At 57.2% G+C, this 14099-nt stretch carries 14 protein-coding genes; 12 read left to right on the top strand and 2 right to left on the bottom strand.

What is annotated here, in order from left to right:
- The first annotated feature begins 130 nt into the window (after positions 1 to 130).
- Positions 131 to 961 (top strand): glycerophosphodiester phosphodiesterase family protein, encoded by an 831-nt coding sequence (locus ACIQT8_RS23365; RefSeq protein WP_400970373.1) that lies wholly within the window; start codon positions 131 to 133, stop codon positions 959 to 961.
- Positions 958 to 1779, top strand: a complete 822-nt coding sequence (locus ACIQT8_RS23360) for an inositol monophosphatase family protein (RefSeq protein WP_400970370.1) — start codon at positions 958 to 960, stop codon at positions 1777 to 1779. Before ACIQT8_RS23365 ends, ACIQT8_RS23360 begins: the two co-directional genes overlap by 4 nt.
- A gap of 36 nt (positions 1780 to 1815) precedes the next feature.
- Here ACIQT8_RS23360 and ACIQT8_RS23355 read toward each other — a convergent pair whose 3' ends face one another.
- Positions 1816 to 2568 (bottom strand): FadR/GntR family transcriptional regulator, encoded by a 753-nt coding sequence (locus ACIQT8_RS23355; RefSeq protein WP_138793577.1) that lies wholly within the window; start codon positions 2566 to 2568, stop codon positions 1816 to 1818.
- A 453-nt stretch (positions 2569 to 3021) separates the two neighbouring features.
- On the opposite strand from ACIQT8_RS23355, the gene ACIQT8_RS23350 reads away from it, so the two are divergent.
- From ACIQT8_RS23350 to ACIQT8_RS23305, 10 genes are all read left to right on the top strand, one after another.
- Entirely contained in the window at positions 3022 to 3495 is a 474-nt protein-coding gene (locus ACIQT8_RS23350; protein WP_138793578.1) for a RidA family protein, read from the top strand.
- Between the two features lie 37 nt (positions 3496 to 3532).
- A complete protein-coding gene (locus ACIQT8_RS23345; RefSeq protein ID WP_400970467.1) occupies positions 3533 to 4273 on the top strand; it encodes an amino acid ABC transporter ATP-binding protein in 741 nt (246 codons plus the stop codon).
- Between the two features lie 10 nt (positions 4274 to 4283).
- Positions 4284 to 4952 (top strand): amino acid ABC transporter permease, encoded by a 669-nt coding sequence (locus ACIQT8_RS23340; RefSeq protein WP_400970366.1) that lies wholly within the window; start codon positions 4284 to 4286, stop codon positions 4950 to 4952.
- A 9-nt stretch (positions 4953 to 4961) separates the two neighbouring features.
- Positions 4962 to 5612 carry an amino acid ABC transporter permease gene (locus ACIQT8_RS23335; RefSeq protein ID WP_138793580.1) on the top strand — a complete coding sequence of 217 codons (651 nt, stop codon included), beginning with the start codon at positions 4962 to 4964 and terminating at the stop codon, positions 5610 to 5612.
- 41 nt (positions 5613 to 5653) lie between these two features.
- A complete protein-coding gene (locus ACIQT8_RS23330; RefSeq protein WP_400970362.1) occupies positions 5654 to 6499 on the top strand; it encodes a transporter substrate-binding domain-containing protein in 846 nt (281 codons plus the stop codon).
- 172 nt (positions 6500 to 6671) lie between these two features.
- The gene (locus ACIQT8_RS23325) at positions 6672 to 8762 is read left to right on the top strand and encodes a hydantoinase/oxoprolinase family protein (protein ID WP_138793685.1); all 2091 of its coding nucleotides are present in this window, start codon (positions 6672 to 6674) and stop codon (positions 8760 to 8762) included.
- A 15-nt stretch (positions 8763 to 8777) separates the two neighbouring features.
- Positions 8778 to 10415 carry a hydantoinase B/oxoprolinase family protein gene (locus ACIQT8_RS23320; protein WP_400970359.1) on the top strand — a complete coding sequence of 546 codons (1638 nt, stop codon included), beginning with the start codon at positions 8778 to 8780 and terminating at the stop codon, positions 10413 to 10415.
- A gap of 74 nt (positions 10416 to 10489) precedes the next feature.
- Complete coding sequence (locus ACIQT8_RS23315) at positions 10490 to 11695, top strand: pyridoxal phosphate-dependent aminotransferase (protein WP_400970356.1); 1206 nt, start codon at positions 10490 to 10492, stop codon at positions 11693 to 11695.
- Between the two features lie 69 nt (positions 11696 to 11764).
- Positions 11765 to 12670: a 5-dehydro-4-deoxyglucarate dehydratase gene (gene kdgD, locus ACIQT8_RS23310; RefSeq protein WP_400970353.1), complete on the top strand. Its 906-nt coding sequence runs from the start codon at positions 11765 to 11767 to the stop codon at positions 12668 to 12670.
- 241 nt (positions 12671 to 12911) lie between these two features.
- Positions 12912 to 13715: a DUF2189 domain-containing protein gene (locus ACIQT8_RS23305; RefSeq protein WP_400970351.1), complete on the top strand. Its 804-nt coding sequence runs from the start codon at positions 12912 to 12914 to the stop codon at positions 13713 to 13715.
- A 37-nt stretch (positions 13716 to 13752) separates the two neighbouring features.
- Here the strand turns inward: ACIQT8_RS23305 and ACIQT8_RS23300 are convergent, their stop codons facing one another.
- Entirely contained in the window at positions 13753 to 14097 is a 345-nt protein-coding gene (locus tag ACIQT8_RS23300) for a cytochrome C oxidase subunit IV family protein (protein ID WP_400970348.1), read from the bottom strand.
- Positions 14098 to 14099: the final 2 nt, after the last annotated feature.

Here is a 14099-nt window from a genome sequence, read left to right as displayed (position 1 = left end):
CTGCTTTCTCGCGGTCATCGCGCGAAAGCGCGGCGGCCCGATGCTCGCGATAGCTGCCGCAGGCTGACGAAGCGTCGTGGATCAAACCTTCTTTTCAGGCTGTCGCCTGGACATTTCCAAGGAAAACAAAATGACGCATTACCAGGACTACATCGCCGATCCCAAGCGTGCTCCCGCAATCGTTGCCCATCGCGGTGCGTGGCGCGGGGCGCCTGAAAACAGCCTTGCCGCAATCGAGCGGGCGATTGCTGTCGGTGCCAATATCGTTGAGCTCGATATTCGCAAAAGTGCTGATGGCGAACTGTTCATCATGCATGACGATACGCTGCTGCGTATGGCTGGTATCGATCGCGACGCAGAAACTTTCACCATGGCGGAATTGCAGGCCATTGCGCTCCGCGAAGATGACGGCGGGGAAGGCCGGGCAGTGTCCGACCAGCGCATCCCGACCCTGAAGCAGGCGCTGGAGATCATTCGAGGTCGCATCTTTGCCGATCTCGATCTCAAGGATCGCGGTCTTTTCCCGGAAGTCGCTGCTTGCGCACGCGATATGCAGGCAGCGTCTTATGTCGATCTGAAAACACGCGTCATGACACGCGATGAACTCGATTGGGTACAGGATCAGAACATCGACGGCGTACCGTTCATGGCCATGGCCAAATTCACTGCCGGCGAGTTTCACGACACCATGGCGCTTCTCTCTGAAATCAAACCCTTCATGTGCGAGATGCGTTTCGATCGCATCGAAACGATTGCGGAAAATCGGGATCTCTTCCGTGAAGCCAAAATGGCTCTGTGGATCAACACGCTCGATCAGGTTGGAAGCGGTGAATGGCGGGATGACAAGGCGATGATCGACCCGGATAGCATCTGGGGCCGTTTGATGGATGCTGGTATCAGCGTTTTTCAGACGGATCAGCCGGAAGCCCTCAAGGCTTATATCGAGGCGCGGCACGCATGAAAGCCGTTAGTGACGAACTCATGTCTGCGTTGATGGACGATATGCGTGACGTGGCAAAGGCTGAGATCATGCCGCGTTTTCGCGGCGTCACCGCTGACGCCATGCGCGCCAAGACGATGGTCGATGACCTCGTCACGGACGCGGATATCGCGGCAGAAAAGAGCCTGAGCGCACGGTTGACCGCGCGCTTTCCGGGCATTGCGATCATTGGCGAAGAAGCTGTGTCTGAGGATGCATCCGTTCTGTCGCGGCTTGCAGCGGCCGATCTTGCCGCGGTAATTGATCCTGTCGATGGCACCTGGCACTTCGCCCACGGCACCCCGATGTTCGGCAGCATCCTCGCCATCGTTTCCGGTGGCGAGACCATAGCAGGTCTCATCCACTATCCTGTGCTCGGCGACTTTCTGGTGGCCCGTCGGGGGTATGGGGCCTGGCACGTGGCTCTGGATGGCACGCAAACGCGGCTATCGGTTGCTGCGCCGACACCGCTTGAGGAGATGCATGGTTTCATTCCATTGCACATGTTCGAGCCGGACCGTCGCGAAAAGCTTGCCACTCGCGTGCTGAACTTTCTGCGCGTCACGACATGGCGTTGCTCGGCGTGGGAATATCGCATGCTGGCAACCGGTGCGATGAGCTTTTGCCTGAATGAAAGCCTGAAGCCCTGGGATCACGCAGCAGGTGTTTTGATCCATGCCGAAGCGGGCGGACATGCTGCGACCATGGAGGGCGAGACGTACAGACCAACCATGACGGGCGGCCATCTTCTGGCGGCACCTGATGCGGCGTCGTGGAATGCGATCAGGACTTCACTCTGACGCTGCCGAGAGAGGGGCGGGTAATCCAACGACCCGTCATTCCTCTCGGGCAACATTGCTGAGAGGTGAAGTTCCCCCATCTGAAAAGCCGCGATAGCGCAAATGGCTCCGGTTCAAATGCGCACGCATTGCTTCGCGTGCCTTTTCTGAATTGCCGGTGCTGATCGCCTCACAGATCGCGCGATGCTCGACGACAGTGTTCTGAACATAATCAGGCGTGATGAGGGCAGGGTTCAGCGCTTTGGAAAAGGCAGGCTGCGGCAGAATTTGCAGGCTCATCAAACTGAAGAACTCAATGAACGCTCCGTTGTTGGTCGCCTCGGCAATGGAGCGGTGAAATACAAAGTCGAGATGATCAAGCGCTGATTCATTCTCGAGCGAGGCTTCGAACTCACGCGCAGCGTTCCAGATATTCGATTCCTGCGCCCAGGAGCGCCTGACGGCTGCAAGCCCTGCAGCATGGACCTCGAATGCCATTCTCAACTCGAGCAGGTCCATGAACGACGTCTTGAGGCGGGAGAGCGGTGCAAGTGCAGTATCGGCATCGAATGTGCCGGGTTCTTCAGGAATGATGCGCTGCGCATCTTTCACGAACACGCCGACGCCATGTCGTGCCTCGACAACTCCGTCAGAGCGCAATGCGGCGACCGCCTCACGGATGACCGTTCGGCTGACGCCGAACTGCTGAGACAAATCGTTCAGCGAACCCAGCTTGAAGCCGTTTTCCAGTCGGCTGTCGCTGATGTGCGTTTTTAATGCCTGTATGGTCCGGCCAGTTAGTGTATCCAAAAGTCACCCATGTCGTTCGTTGCCTCCTCCGGCACTCATCTCATGCGGACAAGGTAGCATGACTTGCTACAGTGATGCTACCTCATTGGTAGGTTTTCCCGCATAAAGAGTGCGCACACTTGCTCGAAGTGTGTTGTTTGGGCCCGTTTGGATCGCGATTTCCAAGAGGTTCAACTGAAAAAAATTATGAACCCTTTTGACATTCGACGGGAGATTATCGAGACTTGATAATTAAAACTGTATAATATCATAGTCTTACGATTGGTCCTGATCGATTTTTTCAAAGAGATAGTATCTCTTGTTTTTGTATTGACAGGAGGTACTATTTCAATAATGTTTAGTTCCAGAAAAAGCGATCCAGCGATCGACCTGACCTGACGGGAGGGATGACGACTGGCTCCGGGAACATGGTCCGCGCAGTCCGCGCGTTCAAAAAGCAAATGGAAAGCTGCTATGGCTGGTGTCGCCTCACGACTCGCCGAGCTGGGTATCGTATTGCCTTCGATTGCCCCAGCTTCAGGAAACTACATTCCGTACAGGCTTGTCGGAAATCTCGTTTTTGTATCGGGCCAGATCCCCAGGATCGATGGTGTCGAGCATTATGTCGGTGTCGTTGGTCAGGATATCTCTCCTGAAGACGGTTACCAGGCTGCCCGTCTTTGCGCGCTCAATCTTGTGGCGCGGTTGAATGAGGCTGTTGAAGGCGATCTCGAGCGTGTTGTCGCCTGCGCCCAGCTTCGAGGTTTCGTCAACGCTCCGCCAGATTTCAAGGGCCATCCGGCCGTGATCGACGGCGCCTCTGATCTGCTTGTCGAGATATTTGGAGACAAGGGGCGCCATGCCCGTACGGCGCTCGGTGCCGGATCGTTGCCGCGTGGATCGTCTGTCGAGGTCGACGCCATATTCGAAATCGCACCAAAAGCTTGAGAACAAAAAGGGGAAACTGGCCATGAACCGGTCCAGCATGTCGGAAAAAACCATTGAGATGATCGGCGTCAACAAGTGGTATGGCCCACTGCATGTCCTCAAAGGCATTGACCTCAACGTCGCTCGGGGTGAGCATATCGTGCTCTGCGGCCCGTCCGGCTCGGGAAAGTCCACACTGATCCGCTGTATCAATCACCTGGAGGAAATCCAGGAAGGTACAATTGTCGTCAACGGTACCGAACTCGGGCATAAGGGCAATAATGCCGATCACATTCGCCGCGATGTCGGCATGGTTTTCCAGCAGTTCAATCTTTTCCCCCACCTGAGCGTTCTTGAAAATTGCATGCTGGCGCAGCGCCGGGTTCGCAAGGCATCTGTCGCCGAGGCAAAGGACAAGGCGATGCGTTACCTCGAGCGGGTGCATATCGCAGAACAGGCTCAGAAATACCCGGCGCAATTGTCCGGTGGGCAGCAGCAGCGCGTCGCGATTGCCCGGGCGCTGTGCATGGATCCCAAGATCATGCTGTTCGATGAGCCTACCTCGGCGCTCGACCCGGAAATGGTCAAGGAAGTGCTCGATACGATGATTTCGTTGGCGGACGACGGCATCACCATGATCTGTGTGACGCATGAAATGGGTTTCGCACGTGCCGTCGCGCACCGCGTCATCTTCATGGATCGTGGCGAAATCATCGAAAGCGCCAAGCCGGACGTGTTCTTCAGCAATCCGAGCCACGAGCGGACCAAGACGTTCCTCAGCCAGATCCTCAATCACTAAGGAGCGGCCGATGAATTATACATTCGATTTCGCTCCCGTCTTTGCCGCCTGGCCGATCTTTGTCGATGGCGTGATTGGCACGCTGAAAATGTCGTCCCTATCGATGATATTCGGCTTGAGCCTCGGTATCGTGTTCATGTTGATGCGCATGAGCCAGCAGCCCACGTTGCGGGCCATCGCCATCGGTTACATCGAACTGATCCGCAACACGCCGATCCTTGTTCAGGTGTTCTTCGTTTTCTTCGGCATGCCGGCGATCGGCATCCGGTTGAGCGGCGAGCAGGCGGCGATCCTTGCCATGACGCTGAATTGCGCGGCCTATGCGGCGGAGATCGTTCGTGGCGGTGTCCAGTCCATTCGCGCCGGCCAGGTCGAGGCGGGCCGAGCGCTCGGCCTTCACACCATCGACATTTACCGTTTCATCGTCTTTCGCCCGGCAATACGGGCGGTGTACCCGGCGCTCTGCAGCCAGTTCATCCTGTTGATGCTGAACTCGAGTCTGATGTCTTCGGTTTCCGCGGAAGAACTGACCTATTTTGCCCAGACCTTGGATTCCCAGACGTTCCGCAGCTTCGAGATCTATCTCGCCCTCGGCTTAATCTATCTGGTGCTTTCGCAGTTCTTCTCCGTCGCTCTCGGCATGATTGGCCGGGTCTATTTCTCCTATCCGGTAAAGTGAGGCAACGCGATGATCCGTCAATTTGGTTGGGGAGAATTCCTGTTCCTGCTGGAAGGTGCGCGTTGGACCGTTGTCCTGTCGCTTCTGGCTTTTACTGTCGGTGGCGCACTAGGGCTTGCCGTGGCACTCGGGCGTACCAGCAAATGGAAGATGCTACGCATCCTGATGGCTGCCTATATTCAGGTGTTTCAAGGAACACCGCTGCTTATCCAGCTTTTCTTCGTCTATTTCGGCCTGCCGCTGCTTGGCTTCAAGGTTGATGTCTGGGTGGCACTGACAATTGGTTTGTCTTTGCATACAAGTGCATTTCTCGGCGAAATCTGGCGTGGCAGCATTCAGGCCGTCCCTGATGGACAAAGCGAGGCGGCACGTGCCCTGGGCATCAGTTACGCTCACCGCATGGTCGACATCGTCCTGCCGCAGGCGTTTCGCATCGGCCTGCCGGCGACTATCAGCTTCCTCGTCAACCTGGTTAAAGGAACTGCGCTTGCAGCATTGCTGGGTCTGACGGAATTGACCCGCTCGGGCCAACTTATGGCGAACATCACCTTCCAGCCATTGCAGGTCTACGGGGCGGTCGCACTCATCTACTTCCTCATCTGCATACCGCTGACCTACTGCAGCGCACGGATCGAAAGGCGTCTGAACGCCGCTCGGTAAAACAAGAACGCATGACAAAAAACCAAACCAGAGGTGACCACATGTCCAATACAGCATTGACCCCTTCGCGTTCGAAAGTCGTCAGCGGCCTTGCCGCCATGCTTTTCGCCGCAACGTCATTTGCAACTGCGGCGCTGGCCGTGACGCCTGAGGAACTTAAGGCCAAGGGCACGGCGACAATCGGTGTACAGATGGATCAGTTTCCATGGGGTTTCATCGATCCGAAGGGCCAGAATGACGGCTTCGATATCGAGATCGCAAAGATGATTGCCAAGGAACTCGGCGTTGAGGCGAAGTTCGAGCGCATCACCGGCCAGAACCGCATTCCTCTGCTTGTCAACGGCAACGTCGATTTCCTCGTGCCGTCCATGACGATCACCGAGGAACGCGCCAAGGTCATCCAGTACGTCATCCCCTACTCGTCGAACGACATCACTGTCTGGGGCAAGAAGGACGCGACGATCAAGGCCAACGAGGATCTCGGAAAGTTTGTGATCGGCGTCAATCGCGGCAGCGCGTTCGATCCTCTGCTGGTCAAGGTCGCGCCACCGAACACCGAAATCAAGCGTTTCGATGATGATGCGACGACGGTGCAGGCGCTTCTATCCGGTCAGGTCGATGCGATCCTTGGCAGCATCACCTACGGCCTTGTCATCAAGCAGGCCGGTTACGATGCCCAGTTCGAGCGCAAGTACAAGGTCTCCGACAATTTCCAGGGTATGGCTGTACGCAAGGGTGACGAGGAGATGCTCGCGTTTCTCACGGATTTCGTGACCAAGCACACGGCTGATGGCTCGCTCGACGAACTTTACAAGAAATGGATCGGCGTTGATCGCGCCAAACTCCCGACAACCCTGCCAGGTGTCGATTTCACCGGCAAGCAATAACGACCAAGACCTGCGCGGCCGCTGACACCGCCGCGCAGGGTACCCGCAAATCAACAACTGAAGAGCTTTGGCCTCCGTCGCAACGCGTGCGGAGAATGCCCCCGGCATGTCGAAAATTGAGCTTTCGCAAGGCCGGCGCATCAACAGCTCGCTTATGGAGCATAGTCAAGAAATGGCGAAAGATGGCAAGCAGATCAGGGTCGGTGTCGATATCGGTGGCACCTTCACCGACGTTGCGATGGAGGTAGGCATCACTCTCCATTCGATCAAAGTTCTGACCGATTATTCCTATCCGGAAAACGCGATCGTCAAAGGTATTCGCCAAGTGGCAGACGTTGCCGGCGTGGATCTGTCCGAGATCGATACGATCATTCACGGCACCACGCTTGCGACCAACGCGCTGATCGAGCGACGCGGAGCGCGCACGGCTTTCATCACCACCAAGGGCTTTCGCGATGTCATCGAGATGCGCACGGAAAGCCGCTTCGAGCAGTATGATCTGAATATCGTCCTGCCGGCACCACTCGTCCCTCGCAATGAGCGTTTCGTCATCGACGAACGTATCGGCGCTGATGGCTCGGTGCTGAAGCCGCTCGACCTTGCCGAAGTGGACGCACTTTGCGACCACATCATCGCCGCCGGTTACGAAAGCGTGGCCATCGGCTTTATCCATTCCTACCTGAACGGAGCGCATGAAATCGCTGTTCGCGATCGACTTCTGGCCAAGAAGCCCGATATTTCGGTATCGGTTTCGTCGGAAGTGTCTCCGCAGATGCGTGAGTTCCAACGGTTTAATACCGTCTGCGCCAACGCCTTCGTCAAGCCGCTGATGGCGTCCTATTTGAACCGACTTGTCGGTCGTTTGACGGAAGAGGGGACACGTTGCCCGGTCTTCATGATCCACTCCGGTGGCGGCATCATCAGCGTCGAAAGCGCCATTGAATTCCCTGTCCGCCTTCTGGAGTCCGGTCCGGCAGGTGGTGCAATCTTCGCTGCCCATATTGCCAGCAGCTATGGTCTCGATCAGGTTCTCTCCTATGACATGGGTGGCACCACTGCCAAGATTTGCCTGATTGAAAAACAGACACCCAAGACCTCGAAAACCTTCGAAGTGGCGCGTACCTGGCGCTTCAAGAAGGGCAGCGGCATGCCGATTTCCATTCCGGTCATTGAAATGGTCGAGATCGGTGCAGGCGGTGGCTCGATCGCCACCATCGACAGCATGCGTCAGATCCGCGTCGGGCCGCACAGTGCCGGTTCCGAACCAGGCCCGGCCTGCTACGGCCGTGGCGGTGAGAACCCGACAGTCACCGATGCGGACCTGATCCTTGGCCGACTTGACCCGGATGAGTTCGCTGGTGGCGCAATGAAGCTCGACCGTCCGGCCTCCGACAAGGCCATGCAGACCGATATTGCCTCCAAGCTCGAGACTGACATCTCTACGGCTGCCTACGGGCTTAGTGAAGTCGTCGACGAGAACATGAGCAATGCCGCGCGTATGCATGCGGTGGAAAACGGCAAGGAACTCTCCGAATTCACCATGATCGCTTTCGGCGGTGCCGCTCCCATCCATGCCGCGCGCCTTTGCGAAAAGCTCGGCATGTCGGAACTGCTCATTCCGCCGGGCGCCGGTGTCGGCTCGGCCATCGGCTTCCTGCGCGCGCCGTTCGGTTTTGAATCCGTACGCAGTGCCTATAGCCGCCTCAGCCGCTTCGAAGCCAGAGCGATCAACCAGACGATCTCGGATCTGATTGCTGAAGCAACTTCATTCGTCCGTTCCGGTGCTCCGGATGCCGACCCCGATCTCGAGTGCACGGCATACATGCGCTATGTTGGTCAGGGCTGGGAAGTGCCGGTGACGATTGCTGTCCGTGATTACGTCGATGCCGATGGCGAGGTGTTCCGCAACCTCTTCAACGAGCAATATGAGAAGTTCTTCGGCCGCGTGATCGACGGTCTCGACGTCGAAATCGTGAGCTGGTCGCTTCGCGCCACCTCAAAAGTCGCGCCACCCGACCGGATCGGCAAGACGGCAAAGGCCGGGGAAGCGAAAGCCCGCGGCACGCGCGAAATATTCGATGTTCAGGAAGGCCGCTTCCAGAACGCTGCGATTGTCTCCCGCAACGACATGAAGGCTGGCGACTGGGTGAGCGGACCTGCCGTCATCACCGAACGCGAGACCTCAACCATCATCACCGCGAGCCGCGAAGTCATCATGCAGGCCGATGGCTGCCTGCTCGTACGCGTCAAGCAGAGCGCTTGAACGGAGGACAGACCCATGACAACCAACGCACTTTCCGAAGTCCACATGCAGATCATGTGGAACCGCTTGATCTCCGTCGTCGAAGAACAAGCCGTGACACTTATCCGCACCGCTTTCAGCACCAGTGTCCGTGAATCGGGCGATCTTTCCGCAGGTGTATTCAACCGTGGTGGCAAGATGATTGCTCAGGCGGTGACCGGAACGCCCGGCCACGTCAACGCTATGGCGGAAGCCGTCGGGCATTTTATTCGCGATATCGGACCCGAAAACATCTTCGAAGGCGATGTCTACATCACCAATGACCCGTGGAAGGGCACAGGCCACCTGCACGACTTCACGGTGGTTTCGCCAAGCTTCCGCAACGGCGCACTGGTCGGTTACTTCGCCTGCACGGCGCACGTGGTCGACGTCGGTGGCCGAGGCTTCGGACCGGACGCGAACGAGGTGTACGAAGAGGGGATCTTTGTTCCCATCATGAAATTCGCGGAGCGGGGCAAGGTCAACAAGGATCTCGTCAATATTCTTCGCAACAATGTTCGTGAAAGCCACCAGGTGGTGGGCGACGTTTACTCACTCGCGGCATGCAATGAAATCGGCCATCGCCGTCTAATGGACATGATGGACGAATTCGATCTCGCGGATCTGGAAACGCTGGGCGAGTTCATTTTCAAACGCAGCTATGATGCGACCATAGAGCGTATCGCCGCGCTGCCGAAGGGCTCTTACTCCAACGTAATGCGCGTGGATGGATATGGCTCTCCGATCGACATCGCCGTGCGTCTTGATGTCGCCGAAGATCACATCCTCGCCGATTTCGAGGGGACGTCGCCACCGAGCCCTAAGGGCATCAATTGCCCGATCATCTACTCGGCTGCCTACGCTTGCTATGGTCTGAAATGCTCGCTCGCACCTGAGATTCCAAACAACCACGCGTCATTGCTGCCGTTCCGTATGACGGCACCGAAGGACTGCATTCTGAACGCGCAGCACCCCGCACCGGTGTCCGTTCGTCACGTCCTCGGCCATCTCGTCCCGGATGCCGTGCTTGGGGCCGTGCACAAGATGCTGCCAGGACGCGTTCCGGCGGAAGGGGCGGGTGCTCTCTGGAATCTCCATGTCAGCGTACGCCCGTTGCAAGGCGAAAAGGCGCCGGCAGATGGTGGCCAGCGCGCCGAAGTCCTGCTCTTCAATAGCGGTGGCGCAGGTGCCCGCTCGACCCTCGACGGCCTGAGTGCCACGGCATTCCCGAGCGGCGTTCATTCGATGTCTATCGAAGCCACAGAGCATGTCGGTCCGGTGATCTTCTGGCGCAAGGAGTTGCGCGACGGGTCTGGCGGTGCCGGCCAGTTTCGCGGTGGTCTTGGCCAGGTGGTCGAGATCTCTCCGACTGATGGTCACGAGATGCATTTCAACGCGATGTTCGATCGTATCGATCACCCACCACGCGGCCGAGAGGGTGGCGAAAATGGTGCTGCGGGTGCGGTGCTTCTCGATGACGGCACCCGTCTTGCGTCCAAGGGTCGCCAGCATGTGCCGGCGGGCCGGCGGCTGATCCTGCAGCTTCCAGGCGGTGGTGGTTATGGCCCGGTCGACAAGCGTGAGGCCGCGGCCGCTGAACGCGACAGTGCCTTCGACTACGTCATCTCGAAATAGTTCTCCCGGTGATGTCGGGCGAGACGAAAGCCTCGTCCGGCATCAAACTCACGTCAGAATTCAAGGAAGCCACAATGAGTTTCGAGAACAATCGCGCGACAGGCATTAAATCGTCGCCCAGCATGGCGATTGCCATGGCGGCGAAGAAGCTGGCGGCGGAAGGGCGCGATATTATCGATCTGTCGCTCGGAGAACCCGACTTCGAACCGCCTGAGCATGTTGCTGAAGCGGCCATGCAAGCGATCCGCAAAGGCGGCATCCGATACGGAGCGCCCGCCGGCATGGTCGATCTGCGTCAGGCGATTTCACGCAAGTTCAAGGTCGAGAACGGCCTGGACTACACGGTGGATGAGGTCATGGTTGCCAATGGTGCCAAACAGATCCTTTTTGATGTCTTTCTCGCAACCCTTGAACCAGGCGACGAGGTCATTATACCAACGCCTTGTTGGGTTTCCTACGGCGACATCGTATCCTTGCACGGTGGCGAGCCTATTTATGTTGGCTGCGGTGCAGCGTCAGGGTTCAAAATTTCTGCCAAGCAACTGGAAGAGGCGATAACGCCGAAAACCCGTTGGTTGATGCTGAACTCGCCCTCCAATCCAACTGGTGCCATCTATTCTGCCGAGGAATATCGTCAGCTCGCAGCCGTGCTCGCCCGTTATCCGCGTGTTCTCGTCGTTTCCGATGAAATCTACGAGCATGTCCTTTTGCGGGACACGAGTTTTGTCTCTTTCGGACAGGCTTGCCCGGAACTGCGAGATAGAACCTTGATCGTCAACGGCGTATCCAAGGCCTACGCCATGACCGGCTGGCGGCTTGGATATGCGGCAGGACCGAAGCCGTTGATCGTCGCACTCAACAAGATGCAATCGCAAAGCGTTTCCTGTGTATCCCCCATCGCGCAAGCGGCAGCGCTCGCGGCGCTGACGGGAGATCAAAGTTTTGTCGGGCAGGGGGCAAAGACCTTTGCCGGGCGGGCGAAAATCGTCGCTGAGCGCCTGGCTGAAATCGACGGTATCGATTTCAGTCCTCCCGATGGTGCATTTTACGCTTTCATTGGCGTCCAGAAACTGCTGGGCCGCAAGACATCCAACGGTGATGTCGTCAAAGACGATACGGTTTTTGCCGCTTGCCTACTACAGCAATTCGGTCTGTCGAGCGTGCCGGGCGCGGCGTTCGGCGCACCCGGTTACATCCGCCTTTCCATCGCGGCGTCCGATCAGGAACTTATCGGTGCCTGCGAACGGCTCACAGCCATGGTTCAGTCGCTGGAATCCTGAGGCGCAGATCGCAAAACAGAACAGAGGGACGGGTGGCGATCGTCGCACCCGGACAAGAGGAGGTACACCATGAAAACTCAAGACCTGAAACATGCGCTCGGTGCGGGGCTTTTATCCTTTCCGGTCACGCATTTCGATCAGGAAGGACGATTTAACCCCAAGAGTTACGCGGAGCATGTTAACTGGCTCTCCGGCTTCGAGGCGGCAACCTTGTTTGCTGCCGGCGGGACAGGCGAGTTTTTCTCGCTGACGCCGGAAGAAATCCCTGAAATCGTGCGCGTCGCCAAGGATGCCGCCGGCAAGACGCCAATTGTGTCCGGTTGCGGTTATGGTACGGAGATCGCGGTCTCGATTGCCAAATCCGTGGAGAAGGCAGGCGCCGATGGCATTCTATTGCTGCCGCATTATCTGATCGATGCGCCACAGGAAGGTCTCTACCGTCACATCAAGGCGGTCTGCCAGGCAACCGGGATGGGGGTCATGGTCTATAACCGCGATAATTCCGTTCTGCAGGCCGATACGCTGGCGCGACTTTGTGACGAGTGCGAAAACCTCGTGGGCTTCAAGGATGGGACAGGCGATATCGGTCTTGTCCGCCAGATTACCGCGAAGATGGGTGATCGCCTCACCTACCTCGGTGGTATGCCAACGGCAGAGCTTTTCGCCGAAGCCTATCTCGGTGCTGGCTTCACGACCTATTCTTCGGCCGTCTTCAATTTCGTGCCGGGACTTGCGATCGAGTTTTACAAAGCGCTTCGCGCCGGGGAGCGGGCGAAGTGCGAAACGATCCTCATCGACTTCTTCTATCCCTTCATGGCCATCCGTAACCGCGCCAAGGGTTATGCCGTCTCCGCCGTCAAGGCGGGTGTACGACTGCAAGGCTTCGACGCAGGTCCTGTTCGTTCACCGCTGCAGGACCTGACGGCCGAAGAGATGGCAATGATGGAGCAACTCATCGGACAACATAAGCGCTAAGCAAAACGGAGGGGCCGTCTTTATGCAAAGACGGCCCTTTGTCGATCGCCAAGAATGGCCATGAAGCAGTGGACACTACCTTCCTAGTCACCGATCCCATTGCCGATCCCTTGGGCCTCTGTTCAGATTTCGCCAAGGGGCGTATACTGGGAAGACGTGCAGTTTCGGTCCATTGGTCCCGGTTTATGCGCGGGAATGCCTGTTGACCGTTGCTGCCAAGGCGTAATCGGGAGGAAACGTCATGGCGCATTTTCATGTGATTGCGGGTGGGCGCGATAACGCCGTCTTCCCGAATGTCAGACGCATCAGTGTTTCGGATGTCTTCGCAGCGCTCAAAGAAGGCTTGGATGACTTTTGGGACAAGCCGTCTCATTATGTTTTTCTCTGCCTGATTTACCCCGTTGCCGGCATCGTGCTGGCGCGCTGGACGTCCGGTGCCAATGCCCTGCCGCTGGTCTTTCCACTGATGTCGGGTTTCGCCCTGCTTGGACCCTTCGCCGCTATTGGTCTTTATGAGATCAGCCGTAGGCGCGAACTCGGTATGGACACATCCTGGCAACATGCACTGGAAGTCCGCCACTCTCCGGCAATCCCGGCGATCCTTGCCGTCGGAGCTCTACTGGTCGCGATCTTCGTGGCCTGGATGTACACCGCGCAAGCGCTTTATATCCGCCTGTTCGGGCCTGAACAGCCGGCATCGCTGATGACCTTTATCAGTGATGTTTTCACGACATCTCAGGGTTGGCAGTTGATGTTCTATGGCAACCTGATTGGCTTCTTCTTTGCCCTGATTGTGCTCTGCACCACGGTTGTCGCTTTTCCGCTCCTTCTCGATCGCGATACCGGCGCTTTGGCAGCGGTTTACACGTCGTTGAAAGCGGTGGTCGTCAACCCGATCGAGATGATGTTGTGGGGGCTGATCGTGGCAGTTCTGCTGGCAGCAGGCTTTGCAGTTTTCTTCGCCGGTCTTGCCATCGTCATACCGGTTCTCGGACATGCCACCTGGCACCTCTACCGCAAGGTCGTCGAGCCGGAACGCCTCTGAGGGATTGAACGCCTTTCCTCTCCGGCGCTCACGTCAGTCAAGGCGTGGCGCCGAAGAAGGACAGTCGGGTAAAGAGTGTGTAATTCGCCTCCGACATCATCAGCGCCATGAAAACCAGCACCAGTATCGGGGGAAGAAGAACGGCGTAAACAAGGGCCAGCCGTTCCCATGCCATGTGCATGAAGACTGTAATGATCAGCCCCGCTTTGAGAAGCATGAAGAAGATGATCAGCGACCAGCGCGGATAACCCTGTATGCCCAGGTAATCGACCATGTAGGAAAAGGCGCTGAGGACGAAGAGCAGCCCCCAGACGAGAAGATAAAGCCGTATGGAATGCTGTTGATGTTCGGTTCGCGTTTGAACTGGCACTGTTTCGTTCATGA

It is taken from the genome of Agrobacterium sp. NPDC090273, from assembly GCF_044772305.1.
GTDB lineage: Bacteria > Pseudomonadota > Alphaproteobacteria > Rhizobiales > Rhizobiaceae > Agrobacterium.
The sequence above is the reverse complement of the archived record's forward strand: the minus strand, read 5'-3'. Positions and strand labels throughout refer to the sequence as shown.

Coding starts and splice junctions, on each gene's coding strand:
- ACIQT8_RS23350 (WP_138793578.1), top strand. CDS start 3,022: ATGGCTGGTGTCGCCTCACGACTCGCCGAGCTGGGTATCGTATTGCCT.
- ACIQT8_RS23315 (WP_400970356.1), top strand. CDS start 10,490: ATGAGTTTCGAGAACAATCGCGCGACAGGCATTAAATCGTCGCCCAGC.
- ACIQT8_RS23335 (WP_138793580.1), top strand. CDS start 4,962: ATGATCCGTCAATTTGGTTGGGGAGAATTCCTGTTCCTGCTGGAAGGT.
- kdgD (WP_400970353.1), top strand. CDS start 11,765: ATGAAAACTCAAGACCTGAAACATGCGCTCGGTGCGGGGCTTTTATCC.
- ACIQT8_RS23300 (WP_400970348.1), bottom strand. CDS start 14,097: ATGAACGAAACAGTGCCAGTTCAAACGCGAACCGAACATCAACAGCAT.
- ACIQT8_RS23325 (WP_138793685.1), top strand. CDS start 6,672: ATGGCGAAAGATGGCAAGCAGATCAGGGTCGGTGTCGATATCGGTGGC.
- ACIQT8_RS23360 (WP_400970370.1), top strand. CDS start 958: ATGAAAGCCGTTAGTGACGAACTCATGTCTGCGTTGATGGACGATATG.
- ACIQT8_RS23340 (WP_400970366.1), top strand. CDS start 4,284: ATGAATTATACATTCGATTTCGCTCCCGTCTTTGCCGCCTGGCCGATC.
- ACIQT8_RS23330 (WP_400970362.1), top strand. CDS start 5,654: ATGTCCAATACAGCATTGACCCCTTCGCGTTCGAAAGTCGTCAGCGGC.
- ACIQT8_RS23305 (WP_400970351.1), top strand. CDS start 12,912: ATGGCGCATTTTCATGTGATTGCGGGTGGGCGCGATAACGCCGTCTTC.
- ACIQT8_RS23365 (WP_400970373.1), top strand. CDS start 131: ATGACGCATTACCAGGACTACATCGCCGATCCCAAGCGTGCTCCCGCA.
- ACIQT8_RS23345 (WP_400970467.1), top strand. CDS start 3,533: ATGTCGGAAAAAACCATTGAGATGATCGGCGTCAACAAGTGGTATGGC.
- ACIQT8_RS23320 (WP_400970359.1), top strand. CDS start 8,778: ATGACAACCAACGCACTTTCCGAAGTCCACATGCAGATCATGTGGAAC.